A 15,915-nucleotide genomic window follows, 5' to 3' on the forward strand; every position below is an offset into this window, starting at 1 on the left:
TAATTTGGATGCCAACCATCGCCAGGAGAGAATCGTGGATCTGGCCGCCTTGACCATCTTTCGCGCCGTCGTGCGAGAAAACGGCGTGACGCGCGCCGCCGCCAAACTCAATCGCGTGCAATCGAACGTCACCACGCGCATCAAGCAACTTGAGCAGCAACTGGGCACCGACCTGTTCATCCGCGACGGCCGCCGTCTCGTGCTGACGCCCGCCGGCGAGACGCTGCTGCCCTACGCGGAGCGTCTGCTCGCGCTCGCTGACGAGGCGCGTCATGCGGTTCGCGAGGACCGTCCGAGCGGACGCTTGCGGTTGGGCACGATGGAAAGCGTCGCGGCAACGCGTCTGCCGGCCTTGCTCGCGCGCTATCACCAGCAGTGGCCGGCTGTCGCGCTGGAACTCGAGACCGGCACGACCGGCAAGCTGATCGAACGGGTGCGCGAGTTCGAGGTGGATGCGGCCCTGGTGGCCACGCCACCGGATCCGGCCTTGCTCGGTGAAATATTCGAGACGGTGTCGGTGTTCAGGGAAGAACTGGTGATGCTGACGCCGCGCGGGCATCGGCCGATTCACGAGGTGCGGGACATTGCGCTATCGACGCTGATCGCGTTCGAGCGCGGGTGCGCTTACCGGAGCTACATCGAGAATTGGTATCTGGAACATGGCGTGAGGCCGGCTCGCGTGCTGGAGCTGGGTTCGTATCACGCAATCGTGGCATGCGTGGCCGCGGGCGCGGGGGTGGCCGTGGCGCCACGGTCAGTACTGAATTTGCAGACCGATGCCAGCAATATCGCGGTTCATGCGCTACCGGATATCGGCGTGATCGAGACGCTTCTCGTGTGGCGGCGCGGGCATTTTTCGCCGGCGCTCAATGCGTTGAAGCAGACGCTGCTGGCTCGCGACGATGCGGTGGAATCGCCCGCGGTTACAGCGGTTACAGCGGTTACAGCGGTTGATGCGGGCTGATCGCAAACCACGCGGGACGCTAAAACCGCAGCGCCCGCGTGGCACACATCAACCTCGACTCAAAGCTGGGCCTCGACCCAGCCCTTGACGCCGGCAAGCGCCGCCGGCAGATTCGCCGGCTCGGTGCCGCCCGCCTGGGCCATGTCCGGCCGGCCACCGCCCTTGCCGCCGACCTGCTGCGCGACGAAGTTGACCAGCTCGCCGGCCTTGACCCGCTTGCTCGCATCAGCCGTCACACCGGCAATCAGGCTCACCTTGCCGCCCTCGACCGAGGCCAGCACGATGGCCGCGCTCTTGAGCTTGTCCTTCAGCTTGTCGACCGTCTCGCGCAGCGTCTTCACGTCCGCGCCGTCGAGCGTTGCCGCCAGCACATGCACGCCGGCCACTTCGATCGCCTGACCGGCCAGTTCGTCGCCCTGGCTCGACGCCATCTTCGACTTCAGCGCGCTCAGTTCCTTCTCGAGCGATTTCACCTGGTCCTGCACCTGCACGATCCGCTGCGTCAGTTCCGACGGCTGCGCCTTCAGCGCGGCCGCTGCCGCATTGATCTTCGCATCGAGGTCCTGCACGAAGCGCACGGCGTTGTCGCCCGTGATCGCCTCCACGCGACGAATGCCCGCCGCCACGCCGCCTTCCATCACGATCTTGAAGAAGCCGATGTCGCCGGTGCGATGCACGTGCGTGCCGCCGCACAACTCACGCGAGAAACCCAGATCGAGCACGCGCACTTCGTCGCCGTACTTTTCGCCGAACAGCGCCATCGCGCCGCCCTTCACCGCTTCGTCGAACGGCATGACGCGCACGATACCCGGCGCGTTCGCGAGCACTTCGGCGTTGACGATTTCCTCGACGCGGCGGATCTGTTCGTCCGTCATCGGCGCGTTATGCGCGAAGTCGAAACGGGTCTTGTCGGGATCGACCAGCGAGCCCTTCTGCTGCACGTGCGAGCCGAGCACTTCGCGCAGCGCCTTGTGCATCAGGTGGGTCGCCGAGTGATTGCGGGCCGTGCGGGCACGGCGCACCGCGTCGATTTCCGCCTTGACGACGTCGCCGACCTTCAGCGTGCCCTGCTCCAGCGTGCCGTGATGACCGACCACGTCGGCCTGCACCTTCAGCGTGTCGGCGACGGCAAAGCGCACGCTCGCGTTGGCGAGCAAACCCTGATCGCCGACCTGGCCGCCCGATTCGGCATAGAACGGCGTGTGGTCTAGCACGACGACCGCTTGCTGGCCGTGGCTCACTTCCCGCACCGACGCGCCGTCCACGTACAGCGCGATCACCTTCGCGTCGTCGAAGACGATTTCCTCGTAGCCGTGGAACGTGGTCTTCGCGCCCGAGTATTCGAGGCCCTGCGCCATCTTGAACTTGCCCGCCGCGCGAGCCTGTTCGCGCTGGCGCGCCATGGCTTCGTCGAACGCGGCTTCGTCCACCGTGACTTCGCGCTCGCGGCACACGTCCGCCGTCAGATCGAGCGGGAAGCCGTAGGTGTCGTGCAGCTTGAATGCGAGTTCGCCGTCGAGCGTCTTGCCGCCCTTCGCTTCGAGATCGGCCAGCGCGCTTTCGAGAATCGACATGCCGTGCTCGATGGTCTCGAAGAAGCGCTCTTCTTCCTGGCGCAGCACGTCGGTCACGCGTTGTTCGGCTTGCTTCAGTTCAGGATAGGCGCCGCCCATTTGCGCGACGAGGTCGGCCACCATGCGATGAAAGAACGAACCCTTCTTGCCCAGCTTGTAGCCATGCCGGATCGCGCGGCGCACGATCCGGCGCAGCACGTAGCCGCGGCCCTCGTTGCCAGGAATCACGCCGTCGACGATCAGGAACGAGCACGCGCGAATGTGATCGGCGATCACCTTCAGCGAATTGTTCGTGAGGTCGCTCACGCCGGTTTCGCGCGCGGCGGCCTGGATGAGCGCCTGGAACAGGTCGATCTCATAGTTGCTGTGCACGTGCTGCAGCACCGCGGCGATACGCTCCAGGCCCATGCCGGTGTCGACGCACTGCTTGGGCAGCGGCGTCATGTTGCCCTGGGCGTCGCGGTTGAACTGCATGAACACGAGATTCCAGATCTCGATGTAGCGGTCGCCGTCTTCCTCAGGCGATCCCGGCGGGCCGCCCCACACCTCGGGACCGTGGTCGTAGAAGATTTCCGAGCATGGGCCGCACGGCCCGGTGTCGGCCATCTGCCAGAAGTTGTCCGATGCGTAGCGCGCGCCCTTGTTGTCGCCGATGCGGATGATGCGCTCGACCGGCATGCCCACTTCCTTCGCCCAGATGTCGTGCGCCTCGTCGTCTTCCTGATAGACCGTGACCCACAGCTTGTCCTTCGGCAACTGATAAACGCCCGTCAGCAATTCCCACGCGTAGTGGATCGCGTCGCGCTTGAAATAGTCGCCGAACGAGAAGTTGCCCAGCATTTCGAAGAACGTGTGGTGACGCGCGGTGTAGCCGACGTTTTCCAGATCGTTGTGCTTGCCGCCGGCGCGCACGCTGCGCTGCGCGGTCGTGGCACGCGAGTACGGACGCGATTCCGCGCCGAGGAACACATCTTTGAACTGCACCATTCCCGAATTGGTGAAGAGCAGCGTGGGGTCGTTGCCGGGCACAAGGCTCGACGAGCGAACGATCGTATGGCCCTTCGATTCGAAGAACTTGAGGAATTTCTCGCGGATTTCGGCGGCTTTCATAGCGTGCGGGGGACGGGTTTGCCAGTTCCCTGGCTGTTACCGGCGGCATCGTAGGATGCGCCAACTGTTTGTTTCTTAATCGGCCGATTATACGGGATCGGCGCGCCTGCGCGGCAGCGCGCCGTGCGGGTTGGCCGTTCGGCCAGGATTCGTCGAGCCGGATCGGACATCGCCGGCGCGTCGTTCGTCCTATGCCGTTCGGCTGACTCCACCCGCGTGCCGGAATCGCTTAAGATCGCCTCACATCCGCGGCGCGAGATGCGCCGCCTCGGCTACCAGGAGACAACGACGAATATGGGCGCTCTCAGTCACATCCGCGTGCTGGATCTCACACGCGTGCTCGCCGGACCGTGGTGCGCGCAGACCCTCGCCGATTTCGGCGCCGACGTCATTAAGATCGAGCGCCCGCGGGTCGGCGACGACACGCGCCACTGGGGGCCGCCATACCTCAAAACGCCGGACGGCGCGGATACCCGCGAGGCCGCGTACTACCTCGCCGCGAACCGCAACAAGCGCTCGGTCACCGTGGACATCGCATCGCCCGAAGGCCAGCGGATCATTCGCGAACTGGCCGCGCAAAGCGACGTGGTGCTGGAGAACTACAAGGTCGGCCAGTTGAAGAAATACGGCCTCGATTACGCGTCGCTCAAGGAAGTGAAGCCCGATCTGGTCTATTGCTCGGTGACCGGCTTCGGGCAGACCGGGCCGTATGCGCAGCGAGCGGGCTACGACTTCATCGTGCAGGGCATCGGCGGTTTCATGAGCATTACCGGCGAACGCGACGGCCAGCCGGGCGGCGGTCCGCAAAAGGCCGGCGTGGCGATCGCCGACCTGATGACCGGCATGTATTCGACCATCGCCGTGCTCACCGCGCTCACACACCGCGACCGCACGGGCGAAGGCCAGTACATCGACATGGCGCTGCTCGACGTGCAGGTGGCGATGCTCGCGAACATGAATTCGAATTACCTCGCAAGCGGCCAGCCGCCGGTGCGCTGGGGCAATGCGCATCCGAACATCGTGCCCTACCAGACCTTCCAGACGAGCGACGGCTGGATCATCGTCGCGGTCGGCAACGACGGGCAGTTCCGCAAATTCGTCGAAGCGGGCGGCCGCGCGGAACTGGCCGACGACGAGCGTTTCGCCACCAACCCGGCTCGCGTGCGCCATCGCGAAGTTCTCGTGCCGATTCTGGCGGAAATGGTTCGACTGCAGGGCAAACAGCAGTGGATCGCGGCGCTGGAGGCGGCGGGCGTGCCGTGCGGGCCGATCAACGATCTGGGCGAGGTGTTCGAGAACGAGCAGGTGGTGGCGCGCGGCATGCAGGTGGATCTGCCGCATCCGTCGGGCGGCACGGTCAAGCTGGTGCGCAACCCGATCAATATGACGGGCACGCCGCCCGAGGCGTTGACGCATCCGCCCACGCTCGGCGAGCATACCGAGAACATTCTGCGCGACGTACTCGGTTACGACGAGGCAAGGATCGCGGCGCTGCGGGCGCAGTCGGTGATTTGAGCTTGCCGGCGCGGCGCGGGCACAAACGTCGGGCTCAACCTCGCTCGCCGAATGAAGCCAGCCAGCGCCGCCCTTCTTCCCAATCGCCGAGCCCGCTATCGGCGTTGATGTGGCCGCGCGGACCGAGGTCGATCCAGCGGCTGCCCCAAGCGTTCGCACAGGTCTGAGAGAACGGCACGCCGCCGTACGGATCGTCGCTGCTCGCCACGACGATGCTCGCGAACGGCAAGCGCGTGAGCGGCACCGGCGCAAAGCCGCTCGCGTCCTCTGGAAAATGAGCCTCGGCCGGATCGGGCACCGCCACCAGCAATGCGCCCGCCACCTTCGCAAGCTGCTTCGCGCTCGCATATCGCGCCGCCCAGAAAGCGGTCGTCAGGCAGCCCAGGCTATGCGCGGCCAACACCACCGGCGCGCGCGCCGCGGCCACGGCGGCGTCGAGCGTGCGGCACCAGGCATCGCGCACCGGATGATCCCAGTCGGGCATTGGCACCCGCAGGCACGAGGCATCGAGGGCTTCCCAGCGCGTTTGCCAGTGACCGGCGCCGGAGTTTTGATAACCGGGCAGGACCAGTGTGGTCGTTTCTTGTTGTGTGGTTGCGTGTGGTGTCATTGCGTTCCCCGCCGCCGTTTGCGACGATCCTTGTTGCCATTCTTTCTGGCCGTTGGCTTTGCAGTTCGTTTCGCTCGCGCGGCCGGCGCCCGCTTCAACGGATCACGCGAGCCACACCCGCGCCGCGCGGGTCCGCCGCCGGCTCGGGCAGCGTGCCGTCGATGCGAATCATCTGCACGTCGCCGTTGAACGACTGCCCTTCCAGCGCGTAGCCCATGCCTTGCAGTTGCTCGGCCAGCTCGCGCGTAATCGGATGATACGGCTCGAAGTAGATCGTCTTCGGTGGCAGCAACTGATGATGGAACCGCAGCGCGGCGAGCGCATCGGTGGGCGTCATGTTGAAGTCGTAGAGATCGGTCATCACCTGGAAAATCGACGTCAGGATACGCGAGCCGCCCGGCGTGCCGATCACGAGCGACACCTTGTCGTCCTTCAACAGAATCGTCGGCGTCATCGACGAGAGCGGCCGGCGTCCCGGCGCAATGGTGTTGGTGTCGAGGCTGTTCACGCCGGGCTGACTTGCTCCCGCAGCGCTCGCGCCGCTCGGCCTCGTGACGAAGTCGTCCATGGCGTCGTTCAGCAGAAAGCCGCCGCCGTCCACCACCACCCCCGAGCCGAATGGCCCGTTCAGCGTGTAGGTGTTCGAGACGGCATTGCCCCACTTGTCGACCACCGAGAAATGCGTGGTTTGCGCCTTTTCCGGCATCGCGTCGCCGAGGCCGGGCTTCACCGGCGTCGCGCCCGGCACTTCGTCGGGCTTGACCTCGTCGGCGCGTTGCGCGAGGTAGGCGTCGTCGAGCAGTTTGTCGACCGGCACCTTGAACGAATCCGGATCGCCCATGTATTGCTGCCGATCGGCGAACACACGGTCCTCGATTTGCGCGATCAAATGGATGTACGGCGCGGAGTTCAACTCGACACCGTCGAACGCCTGCTTCAGCGCGGCCTTCATTTTCAGCATCTGGATCAGGCCCACGCCGCCCGAGCTCGGCGGCGGCGCCGTGACCACCCGGTAGCCGTTCCAGTCGGCGGTGAGCGGCTGGCGCCACACGGCCTTGTATTGAATCAGGTCCTGTTTGGTGACGAGACCGTGGCCGTACATTTGCTGGGCGATCAGTTCGGCGGTGCGGCCTTCGTAAAACTCACGGCCGCCGTCGTCGGCGATACGCGCCAGGGTTTGCGCGAGCTCCGGCTGGCGGTACGTCACGCCCGCCTTGAGATTCGAGAAGTAGGCGTCGAAGTTGGTCTTGCCCGCGAAGGTCTTCACCACGGCGTCGCGGCGCTGCTGCAGCCAGGGCTCGGCCTGGAAGCCGTCGGTGGCATAACGTAGCGCGGGCCCCAGCACCTGCTTCCACTTCAGCTTGCCGAAACGGCGCTGCGCCTGCCACATGCCGTCGACCGTACCCGGCACGGCCACCGCGCGATGGCCGACGGCGCTCATGCCCGGCACCGGGTTGCCCTTGTCGTCGAGATACATCTCGCGGGTCGCCTGTTGCGGCGCGCGCTCGCGGTAGTCCAGAAAGTACGGCTTGCCGTCCATGAACACGGTCATGAATCCGCCGCCGCCGAGGTTCCCCGCGTCCGGCGCGGTCACCGCGAGCGTGAACGCGATCGCCACGGCGGCGTCCACCGCGTTGCCGCCGGCGGCGAAGATCTGCTGTGCGGTGTCCGCGCTGTAGCGATCGGGCACGGCGACCGCCGACGCGTCGAGCGCGGCCTTCGGCGGCGGCGTTTTCGCGAGCGCCGGGGCCGGCGTGACGACGCTGCCGGCGAACGCGACGACCACAGCCGAAACCATGACGAGGCGGGCGAAGGAAACAGAAGCGAAAGGCGCGCGAGGCGCGTCGTGCGTCGGGACTGACATCCGAGAAACTCCGGAAACGAAGGGCGCCACGGGGCGCGAGCAGACAGGATTCGGGCGCGGTGGCAAATGGGCGGTGCGTCTTGCAAGGGCGGCTGCCGTGCTTCTCGCGCGGTGCGGCTTGTGCGGAAATTCAAAGGCGGCGGCGCTTCCCGCGCGGCTCGCATCCCGAACTGCGCGCCCCGCGCCGCTCGCATCCTAAGTCGGCGGCGCGCGCGTCGACAAAACGTTTTACCTCCTGTTACAGCGCCCGGCCCCGCCCTTGAATTTCCGCGCAAACCGCCCGAACATGGGCCGCGCGCCGCACTCGCCTGCCGCCAAGGGCCCCGTCAGGTAGAATTAACGGATAAGTGGGCGCATTGCGCACCCCCGACAGACTTTCACCTTCTCGCATGAATACCGAACGCAACGACGCGCCAGCGGCATCCAATTTCATCCGCAACATCATCGACGACGACAACCGCAGCGGCAAGTGGGGCCAGCGCGTCGAAACGCGCTTTCCGCCCGAGCCGAACGGCTATCTGCACATCGGTCACGCCAAGAGCATCTGCCTGAATTTCGGCGTGGCGCGCAGCTACGGCGGCGTGTGCCATCTGCGTTTCGACGACACGAACCCGGAAAAGGAAAGCGTCGAATACGTCGACTCGATCATCGACGCCGTGCGCTGGCTCGGCTTCGAATGGGAAAAGGACGGCAAATCGCAGCTCTACTACGCGAGCGACTACTACGACAAGCTCTACGAATTCGCCGAACTGCTGATCGAGCGCGGCAAGGCGTATGTGGACAGCCAGTCGGCGGAAGAAATGCGCGCGAACCGCGGTTCGGCAACCGAGGCCGGCACGCCGTCGCGCTTTCGCGATCGTTCGGTGCAGGACAACCTCGACCTGTTCCGCCGCATGAAGGCCGGCGAGTTCAAGGAAGGCGAGCACGTGCTGCGCGCGAAGATCGACATGGCCTCGCCGAACTTCAACATGCGCGACCCCGTGATCTACCGGATCCGCTTCGCGCATCACTACCGCACCGGCGACAAGTGGTGCGTGTACCCGATGTACGACTACACGCACTGCATCTCGGACGCGCTGGAAAACATCACGCATTCGCTGTGCACGCTCGAGTTCGAGGACCATCGTCCGCTGTACGACTGGATCCTGAACGAGCTTGCCGACGCCGGCATCTTCACGCGTCCGCTGCCGCAGCAAATCGAATTTTCGCGCCTGAATCTGACCTACGCGATCACCAGCAAGCGCAAGCTGCTGCAACTGGTGAACGAAGGCCATGTCGACGGCTGGGACGATCCGCGCATGCCGACCATCGTCGGCGTGCGCCGGCGCGGCTTCACGCCGGAGTCGATCCAGTTGTTCTGCGAGCGCATCGGCGTCACCAAGGTCGATTCGTGGATCGACATGAGCGTGTTCGAAGGCGCGCTGCGTGACGATCTCGACGAAAAAGCGCCGCGCATCGCGGCCGTGCTCGATCCGGTCAAGCTGATCATCAATAACTTCCCGATGGGTCTCACCGAGCCGTGCAGCGCGCCGGTCCATCCGCATCATCCGGAACAGGGCATTCGCGAGTTCCCGATCTCACGCGAGCTGTGGATCGAGCGCGACGACTACACGGAAACGCCGCCGAAGGGCTATTTCCGCCTCTTCCCCGGCAACAAGGTGCGCCTGCGTTACGGCTACGTGATCGAATGCACGGGCGCCGACAAGGACGAGAACGGCAACGTCGTCGCGGTCCACTGCAACTACTTCCCGGACAGCAAATCGGGCACCGAAGGCGCGAACAATTACAAGGTGAAGGGCAACATTCACTGGGTCAGCGCGGCCGCCGCGTACCCGGCCGAAGTGCGCATCTACGACCGTCTGTTCAAGGAGCCGCAACCGGACGCCGGCGGCCGCGACTTCCTCGAAGCGCTGAATCCCGATTCCAAACGCGTGGTCAACGCGTACCTCGAGCAGGGCGCACACCACGCGCTGCCCGAGCAGCGCTATCAGTTCGAACGCCACGGCTACTTCGTCGCCGACCGTGTCGATTCGAAGCCGGGCAAACCCGTATTCAATCGCATCGTGAGCTTGCGCGACAGTTGGGGCAAGCCGGCGTAAGCTGAAGCGGATGCCGCTCCCGGCATGACCAGCGCTGATCGACGGCGTGCATTCCGCTCACGGGATGCACGCCGTTTCGTTACCAGAGTTCTATCGACAAACGCGGCGCAGCCATGTTCAAGCGCCGGCCCGGAGATCCGATGAAAGTTGCAGCCCGCCGCGAAGCGACTCCTGGGAACACGGCAAGCGGACCGCATCCTCATGCGGGCGCCGTTGCCGCCGCGCACCTCGCGCGCTCATCCCGTGCCGCACGTTTCGCGCATCGCGCGCGCCGCGCGCTCGTGGCGTTGGCGACATTGGGCGCGGCGTCGCTCGCCTGCGCCGCCAACACCGAAGAGCTCACCGGAACGCTGAAAAAGATCCACGACGACGGCGTCGTCACACTCGGCGTGCGAGAAGCATCGATTCCCTTCTCGTACTTCGACGGCAAGCAGACAGTCGGCTATTCGCAAACCATCGCATTGCAGATCGTCGACGAGATCAGAAAGACGCTCGGCATGCCGCAACTGCGAGTGCACGAAGTCACCGTAACCTCGTCGAACCGCACGCCGATGCTGCTGAACAACCAGATCGATCTGGAATGCGGCTCGACCACGCATACGGTGGAACGCGAAAACGCGGTCGCTTTTTCCAATAGTTTTTTCCAGTACGCGGTGCGCATGATCGTGCGCAAGAGCAGCGGCATCAGCGATTTTACGGACCTGGCCGGCAAGACGGTCGTGACCACCGCGAGCACCTCCGACGAACGCCTGCTGCGCCGTCTCAACGCAGACAGGCATCTGAACCTGCGCATTACCGCAGCGCGCGATCACGCGGAAGCATTCGCGGCGCTCAAGGAAGACCGGGCGGTGGCGTTCGTGATGGACGAGCCGATCGTCTACGGTTTCAAATCGACCGACCCGCGTCCCGGCGACTTCGTGGTGACCGGCACGCCGCTCGGCTACGAGGTTTACGCGTGCATGTTTCGCAAGGGGGACGAGCCGCTCCGCAAGCTCGTGAACGGCGTGATCGCGCGCGGACAAATTTCCGGCGACGCGGAACGGTTGTACAAACAATGGTTCACGCAGCCGATTCCGCCGCACGGCATCAACCTGAATTTCCCGCTGTCGGAGCAGAACCGCGCGCTCTTCGCTCATCCGAACGATCGCGCGCTGGACTGAGGCCGGCTGGCGTCCGGCTGCGATCGACACCGATTGAACTTGCGACTGCCGGCGCGCCGGGGTTGCGCGCCGTCGCGGCCTATAACGACCGATGCAGTTCCGCCAGCGATAGCGTGGTCTGAAAGAGCCGCGTGAGACTGCGGCTCGCATATTTCTCGACTTCGTGCGGCGCGACCCAGCGGTATGAATCCATCTCGGGAATCAGCGTGCCGTCGGAGCGGCGCGGAAACATCGACGTGCAGGTGCATGAACTCAGATCGAGTTCGCATGCCTCGGCGCGTGCCGCGAACAGATGCAGATCCTTGTCGCGCCGGTAGACGAACAGGCCGAGGTCTTTCAGACGCCCGGCCTCGATCGCGATGCCGGTCTCCTCGACCATCTCGCGCAGCGCCGTGACGTGCGGCGCCTCGCCCTCCTCGCCGTGTCCTTTCGGAATGTCCCAGTGCGACGTTTCGGTGGCGTGCGCAAGCAGCACTCGCCCGTCCGGATCGAGCAGCACGATGCCGCAGGAGACGACCCGCGCGGCCATCATCGGCGCACCGCGCCGGCCGGATGACCCGCGCCGGGACGCACCCGCGGCAAGCCGACGCGCGTTGTCATGCCGGCTCGCATGCTCAGTGCTTTTTCTGCAACTGCCAGTTGCCGCTGCCCTGCTTGCAGAATTGCGGGCGCAGGTTCATGGATTGCCCCTTCGCATTCAGCACGACGCCGACGTCGCGGCAGGTGCGCTCACCCATCTTCGCCGTGTTCCCGGCGGTGATGGTGGCGTCGATCTTCACGCTATTGCCGGTGCCTTCGTTGAGCCAGTTCGCGCTTTCGCCGTCCTGCTTGTCGTTCAGCACGGCGAAGACGGCCTTCTTGATCGAATCGACGTCGCGTTGCTTCATGTAGCTGACCGGCGTGTCGTTCAGAAACCCGAGATTCGCCGCTTGCGCGCCTACTGCGGTGGCAATCAACAGGGCGCCGGCGGTCAGATGAAGCAGGACGCGAGTTCGCATCGACATGAAGAATTCTCCTCGAGAAGTGTTTGGGGCGGTCTCGAACGCGCTTGTCGCGGCTCGTGATTGGACCCCAAAAGCATAGCATGCCGCCCTCGATGCGCCGCCGAAGCAGTGACCATGCCGCAGCGAAATTCGCCGCATTCATTGACGCCCTGACCCACGCGCCGCCGTGGCACACGAACGATCGGGCATGGCAAGCCTTCCGTGTTTTCGGACCCGTCAAGTATATTTTTATCGGGCGTGTTCCTAAGATCGCTCTATTGCGCACAGCGCGCCAGCGAGCCTTATTCAACACCTCAGATGAACGTCTATCTCACCCTCGAAACGCTCGCCGTCGCCCTTGCGCTGCTTTGTGTGGCGCTCATGCCGGCCTCCATCCGCATCGATACCGGTCTCGCGCGACGCATCGTGCCACTGGACAGAGTGCCCGGCATGCGCTGGCCCGCTCTGCTGACCCGCGTCGGGCTCGTATGCCTCCTCGCATCCTTCGTCCTGCTGCTCGTCGCCTGCTATTACATTCTGGCCGGCACCAGCTGGTAACCACGGCCTGGCGGCCGCTGTCCTCTTTCATCGGTTCAGTTCGCGGCGACTGCCTTGGTCTTTTCGGCGACCACCTTGCCGCCCGCTTCATATCCATCCGTGAGCGTATTCAGAAACGCCACCACGTCCTTGATTTCCGCCTCGTCGAGCGCCGGCTTGTTGCCCGGCTTGCGGTCGAACGGCGGCTCGGCATTCAGGTTGTCCCAGTAGCGCCGCGGCAAATCGTCGAACTTCCGCACACGGCCGTTGACGACCGGGTAGAACTTCTCGGGATGCGTGTCCCGCTCGGCGTAAAAGCGCAGCACCTGTTCCAGCGAGTCGTAGATGCCGTTGTGGAAGAAGCGCTTCTTCAACGCGACGTTGCGCAGCGTCGGCGTGCGGAACAGGCCGCAAAACTCGGCGCGGCCCTTCAGATCGGTACGCTCCGGCCCACACGCGCCGAGGTCGTAAAAATGCGGATCGCGATTCACCGGCAACGCGCGATTGCGCGGCACGCCGATCGCGATCAGGCCGAAGTCGCTGAACTGCGGCGGCGCGCCGTCCCGCGTGCGCTGGCTGATGTGGCAGCTCGCGCAATTGCCCTTCGTTTCGTCGTTGAACAGTTGCAGACCGTGAAGTTCGGCCTGAGTCAGTTGCGCCTTGCCCGCCAGAAACGCATCGTACTTGCTGGTGTACGGATAGAAAATCCCGGGTGCCTGCTCGAACGTTTCGAGCGCCTGCAACACGGCTTTGAACGTCGCTTCGTCGCTATCGAAAATGCGCGCGCCGAACGCCGCGCGGAAAGCGTCGGCATACGGCGCGGCTTTCACCGCGGCCGTGACCCTGGCCGGCGTGCTGCCCATTTCGAACGACGACAGCAGCGGAATGCGAGCCTGGTCGGCGCCGCGGTCGACGCGGCCGTCCCATGTCAAACCACCGGTCGGCCCCGCATCCACGCTTTCGTCGCCTTCGTCGTCCGACTCGTGATAGTGCTCGGCGAACGCGGGCACCGATTGCAGATATTTGAGCGTGGGCGCGGCGCGCATGCCGGTACGGTGCATGTCGCTGCCGCCCAGTTGCACGGGCAACGCATTGGCCGGCGAAAACGCATGGTCCGGGTTGTGGCACGACGCGCAGGCGAGTTTGCCCGAGCCGGATAGCGACGCATCGAAGAAAAGCTGTTTGCCGAGCGCCGTCATTTGCCGCACGGATTCGTAGACTTGCGCGCGGCTTTGACCGGCCTGCTGGCCGGCGACCGGTGTGGCTGAAGCCGCCGTTGGCGCGGCCGCGCGCGATCCGCTGACGGCAGCGCTCGCGCCACTCGCGGCGCTTGCAGCGGCAGCGAGCGTCGCCGTAGCGCCCGCAGCCGGCGCCCCTGCATCGCATGCGGCCAACGTCATCGTCATTCCGGCGAGCATGAACGCCGTCAGCGGCGTCTTCATCGTCGTCGATCGGACGCATCGCCGCGCCCGCGCCACAGCGCTCCGAATCCCCGTCAAGGCAAGCCGCATAGGAATGATGTGAGTTCGCGATATCGAAGTCCGCGAGCGTATTTCATGCATATGTCGCTCACATGACATGCGGCCGACCAAAAGCATCTCGAACCAAGCTGTTCGTAAGGCGAAACACATCGTGCTGTCAACTTTCCTTGCGAAACTTTCCCGGACGGCCATCCATGCAAGGCATCACGCGGCCCGTCCCCAACGCGAGAGAGAACCCACATCTTATGAACAAGAAATTGATCTGCGCGGCGCCCCTGGCGATCGCAGCAGCGTTGAGCCTGTATGCGTGCGGCGGCAATGAGATCACGCAGCCGGACATCACATCGATCAAGACGGTCGTGGTGATTTACGCGGAGAACCGCAGCTTCGACAACCTGTACGGCAACTTCCCCGGCGCGAACGGTCTGCAGAACGTGTCGAGCGCGAGCGCGACGCAGGTGGACCGTGACGGCACGCCGCTCGTGACGCTGCCGCAGGTCTGGAACGGCCTGACGCAAACCGGCGTGACGCCGGTGGTCACGCAGGCGATGACGGCCAATCTGCCGAACAGCCCGTTCGCGATCGACGACCCGAAGGGCTTCAACACGCCGATCACCGCGACCACGCGCGACCTGTATCACCGCTTCTACGAAAACCAGATGCAGATCGACGGCGGCAAGAACGACAAGTTCGCCGCGTGGGCCGATTCGGGCGGCCTCGTGATGGGCCACTACACGCTCGACGCCGACAAGCTGCCGCTGTGGAAGATCGCGCAGCAGTACACGCTGGCCGACAACTTCTTCATGGGCGCGTTCGGCGGCTCGTTCCTGAATCACCAGTGGCTGGTATGCGCATGCACGCCGATCTATCCGAATGCGGACAAGAGCCCGGCAGCGGCTTCGATTTCCGCGGTGGAAAGCGACGGCGTCACGCTGAAGCTCGCCAGCAATTCGCCCGCGTCGGCGTTGAGCGGGCCGCCGAAATACGTGCTGTCGGGCAACCTGACGCCCGACTTCTACGCGATCAACACGATGCAGCCGCCGTATCAGCCGAGCGGCAACAAAGCGGCCGCGGGCGGCGACGCGAACCTCGCCGATCCGGCCGCGGCCACCACGCTGCCGGCCCAAACGCAGCAGCACATCGGCGATCTGCTGAACAACGCCAAGGTATCGTGGGCGTGGTATGGCGGCGCGTGGGGCGCGGCGTTGTCGGCGGCGCAAACCGGCACGTCGAACGTGATCTACGGCGCGAATCTGTCGGCGCCGAACTTCCAGCCGCATCATCAGCCGTTCAATTATTTCGCCGACCTCGCGCCGGGCACCGCGAACCGCGCGCAGCATCTGCTCGACGGCGGCCTCGGCGGCTCGGAGTTCATCAAGGCGATCGATAACGGAACGCTGCCGCAAATGACGTTCTACAAGCCGCAAGGCAACCTGAACGAGCACCCCGGCTACACGGACGTCGCTTCGGGCGACCAGCACATCGCCGATGTGATCTCGCATCTGCAGAAGAGCCCGCAGTGGAACAACATGCTGGTGGTGGTGACATACGATGAAAACGGCGGCTTCTGGGATCACGTCGCGCCGCCGAAGGCCGACCGCTGGGGCCCGAGCACGCGCATTCCGGCGTTGATCATCTCGCCGTACGCGAAGAAGGGCTACGTCGATCACACGCAGTACGACACCACATCGATCCTGCGCTTCATCACGCACCGCTTCTCGCTGCCGACGCTGCCGGGCATCGCCGCGCGCGACGCGGCGCTCGCGAGCAACGGTGGCAAGCCGATGGGCGACCTCACCGCGGCTTTGAACATCCGGCAATGAGTGGCGTAGCAGCGCAAGGGGTGTGGGGGTTCGAGTCCCCTCCACTCGCGCCGGCGTCGGACGTTCAGCGATGAATGTCCGACGAAAGCGCTCGGCAATCCGGCGCGCGGCCACCGACAGTAAGCAATAGCCAGCCTCGTGACGAGGCTTTGACAGGGCAGCTCCGGCTGCCCTTTTTTGTTTTCGGCGCGCACC

General features: G+C 64.8%; 12 protein-coding genes. 6 read left to right on the plus strand and 6 right to left on the minus strand.

Annotated features, from left to right (window positions below):
• Positions 1-34: 34 nt before the first annotated feature.
• Positions 35-964 carry a LysR family transcriptional regulator gene (locus CUJ90_RS12755; RefSeq protein WP_114163547.1) on the plus strand — a complete coding sequence of 310 codons (930 nt, stop codon included), beginning with the start codon at positions 35-37 and terminating at the stop codon, positions 962-964.
• Positions 965-1,023: 59 nt separating this feature from the next.
• Here CUJ90_RS12755 and alaS read toward each other — a convergent pair whose 3' ends face one another.
• On the minus strand, positions 1,024-3,648 hold the full coding sequence (alaS, locus tag CUJ90_RS12760; RefSeq protein ID WP_114162947.1) for an alanine--tRNA ligase: 2,625 nt from the start codon (positions 3,646-3,648) through the stop codon (positions 1,024-1,026).
• 294 nt (positions 3,649-3,942) lie between these two features.
• On the opposite strand from alaS, the gene CUJ90_RS12765 reads away from it, so the two are divergent.
• Positions 3,943-5,163 carry a CaiB/BaiF CoA transferase family protein gene (locus CUJ90_RS12765; protein WP_114163548.1) on the plus strand — a complete coding sequence of 407 codons (1,221 nt, stop codon included), beginning with the start codon at positions 3,943-3,945 and terminating at the stop codon, positions 5,161-5,163.
• Positions 5,164-5,197: 34 nt separating this feature from the next.
• On the opposite strand, the gene CUJ90_RS12770 is transcribed toward CUJ90_RS12765, so the two are convergent.
• Both CUJ90_RS12770 and ggt read right to left on the minus strand, forming a co-directional pair.
• Complete coding sequence (locus tag CUJ90_RS12770; protein WP_114162949.1) at positions 5,198-5,773, minus strand: RBBP9/YdeN family alpha/beta hydrolase; 576 nt, start codon at positions 5,771-5,773, stop codon at positions 5,198-5,200.
• A 94-nt stretch (positions 5,774-5,867) separates the two neighbouring features.
• Positions 5,868-7,637 carry a gamma-glutamyltransferase gene (ggt, locus tag CUJ90_RS12775; RefSeq protein WP_114162950.1) on the minus strand — a complete coding sequence of 590 codons (1,770 nt, stop codon included), beginning with the start codon at positions 7,635-7,637 and terminating at the stop codon, positions 5,868-5,870.
• Positions 7,638-8,026: 389 nt separating this feature from the next.
• On the opposite strand from ggt, the gene CUJ90_RS12780 reads away from it, so the two are divergent.
• A complete protein-coding gene (locus CUJ90_RS12780; protein WP_073431216.1) occupies positions 8,027-9,736 on the plus strand; it encodes a glutamine--tRNA ligase/YqeY domain fusion protein in 1,710 nt (569 codons plus the stop codon).
• Between the two features lie 140 nt (positions 9,737-9,876).
• Positions 9,877-10,896, plus strand: coding sequence for a transporter substrate-binding domain-containing protein (locus tag CUJ90_RS12785; RefSeq protein ID WP_114163549.1), 1,020 nt, complete (start codon positions 9,877-9,879; stop codon positions 10,894-10,896).
• Positions 10,897-10,975: 79 nt separating this feature from the next.
• On the opposite strand, the gene CUJ90_RS12790 is transcribed toward CUJ90_RS12785, so the two are convergent.
• Together CUJ90_RS12790 and CUJ90_RS12795 are read right to left on the minus strand one after the other, a co-directional pair.
• Positions 10,976-11,425, minus strand: a complete 450-nt coding sequence (locus tag CUJ90_RS12790) for an NUDIX hydrolase (RefSeq protein WP_073431230.1) — start codon at positions 11,423-11,425, stop codon at positions 10,976-10,978.
• An 85-nt stretch (positions 11,426-11,510) separates the two neighbouring features.
• Complete coding sequence (locus tag CUJ90_RS12795) at positions 11,511-11,900, minus strand: RT0821/Lpp0805 family surface protein (RefSeq protein WP_073431215.1); 390 nt, start codon at positions 11,898-11,900, stop codon at positions 11,511-11,513.
• 297 nt (positions 11,901-12,197) lie between these two features.
• On the opposite strand from CUJ90_RS12795, the gene CUJ90_RS12800 reads away from it, so the two are divergent.
• The gene (locus CUJ90_RS12800) at positions 12,198-12,437 is read left to right on the plus strand and encodes a hypothetical protein (protein ID WP_114162951.1); all 240 of its coding nucleotides are present in this window, start codon (positions 12,198-12,200) and stop codon (positions 12,435-12,437) included.
• Positions 12,438-12,472: 35 nt separating this feature from the next.
• Here CUJ90_RS12800 and CUJ90_RS12805 read toward each other — a convergent pair whose 3' ends face one another.
• A complete protein-coding gene (locus CUJ90_RS12805; protein WP_208645218.1) occupies positions 12,473-13,927 on the minus strand; it encodes a cytochrome-c peroxidase in 1,455 nt (484 codons plus the stop codon).
• Positions 13,928-14,142: 215 nt separating this feature from the next.
• On the opposite strand from CUJ90_RS12805, the gene CUJ90_RS12810 reads away from it, so the two are divergent.
• Complete coding sequence (locus tag CUJ90_RS12810; protein WP_114162953.1) at positions 14,143-15,720, plus strand: acid phosphatase; 1,578 nt, start codon at positions 14,143-14,145, stop codon at positions 15,718-15,720.
• The last annotated feature ends 195 nt before the right edge of the window (positions 15,721-15,915 follow it).

It is taken from the genome of Paraburkholderia terricola, assembly GCF_003330825.1.
Classification (GTDB): domain Bacteria; phylum Pseudomonadota; class Gammaproteobacteria; order Burkholderiales; family Burkholderiaceae; genus Paraburkholderia; species Paraburkholderia terricola.

Bases quoted from the DNA above. Each gene is read 5' to 3' on its own strand.
- ggt (WP_114162950.1), bottom strand. From the start codon at position 7,637: ATGTCAGTCCCGACGCACGACGCGCCTCGCGCGCCTTTCGCTTCTGTT.
- CUJ90_RS12800 (WP_114162951.1), top strand. From the start codon at position 12,198: ATGAACGTCTATCTCACCCTCGAAACGCTCGCCGTCGCCCTTGCGCTG.
- CUJ90_RS12765 (WP_114163548.1), top strand. From the start codon at position 3,943: ATGGGCGCTCTCAGTCACATCCGCGTGCTGGATCTCACACGCGTGCTC.
- CUJ90_RS12790 (WP_073431230.1), bottom strand. From the start codon at position 11,425: ATGGCCGCGCGGGTCGTCTCCTGCGGCATCGTGCTGCTCGATCCGGAC.
- CUJ90_RS12780 (WP_073431216.1), top strand. From the start codon at position 8,027: ATGAATACCGAACGCAACGACGCGCCAGCGGCATCCAATTTCATCCGC.
- alaS (WP_114162947.1), bottom strand. From the start codon at position 3,648: ATGAAAGCCGCCGAAATCCGCGAGAAATTCCTCAAGTTCTTCGAATCG.
- CUJ90_RS12805 (WP_208645218.1), bottom strand. From the start codon at position 13,927: ATGCGGCTTGCCTTGACGGGGATTCGGAGCGCTGTGGCGCGGGCGCGG.
- CUJ90_RS12770 (WP_114162949.1), bottom strand. From the start codon at position 5,773: ATGACACCACACGCAACCACACAACAAGAAACGACCACACTGGTCCTG.
- CUJ90_RS12785 (WP_114163549.1), top strand. From the start codon at position 9,877: ATGAAAGTTGCAGCCCGCCGCGAAGCGACTCCTGGGAACACGGCAAGC.
- CUJ90_RS12810 (WP_114162953.1), top strand. From the start codon at position 14,143: ATGAACAAGAAATTGATCTGCGCGGCGCCCCTGGCGATCGCAGCAGCG.
- CUJ90_RS12795 (WP_073431215.1), bottom strand. From the start codon at position 11,900: ATGTCGATGCGAACTCGCGTCCTGCTTCATCTGACCGCCGGCGCCCTG.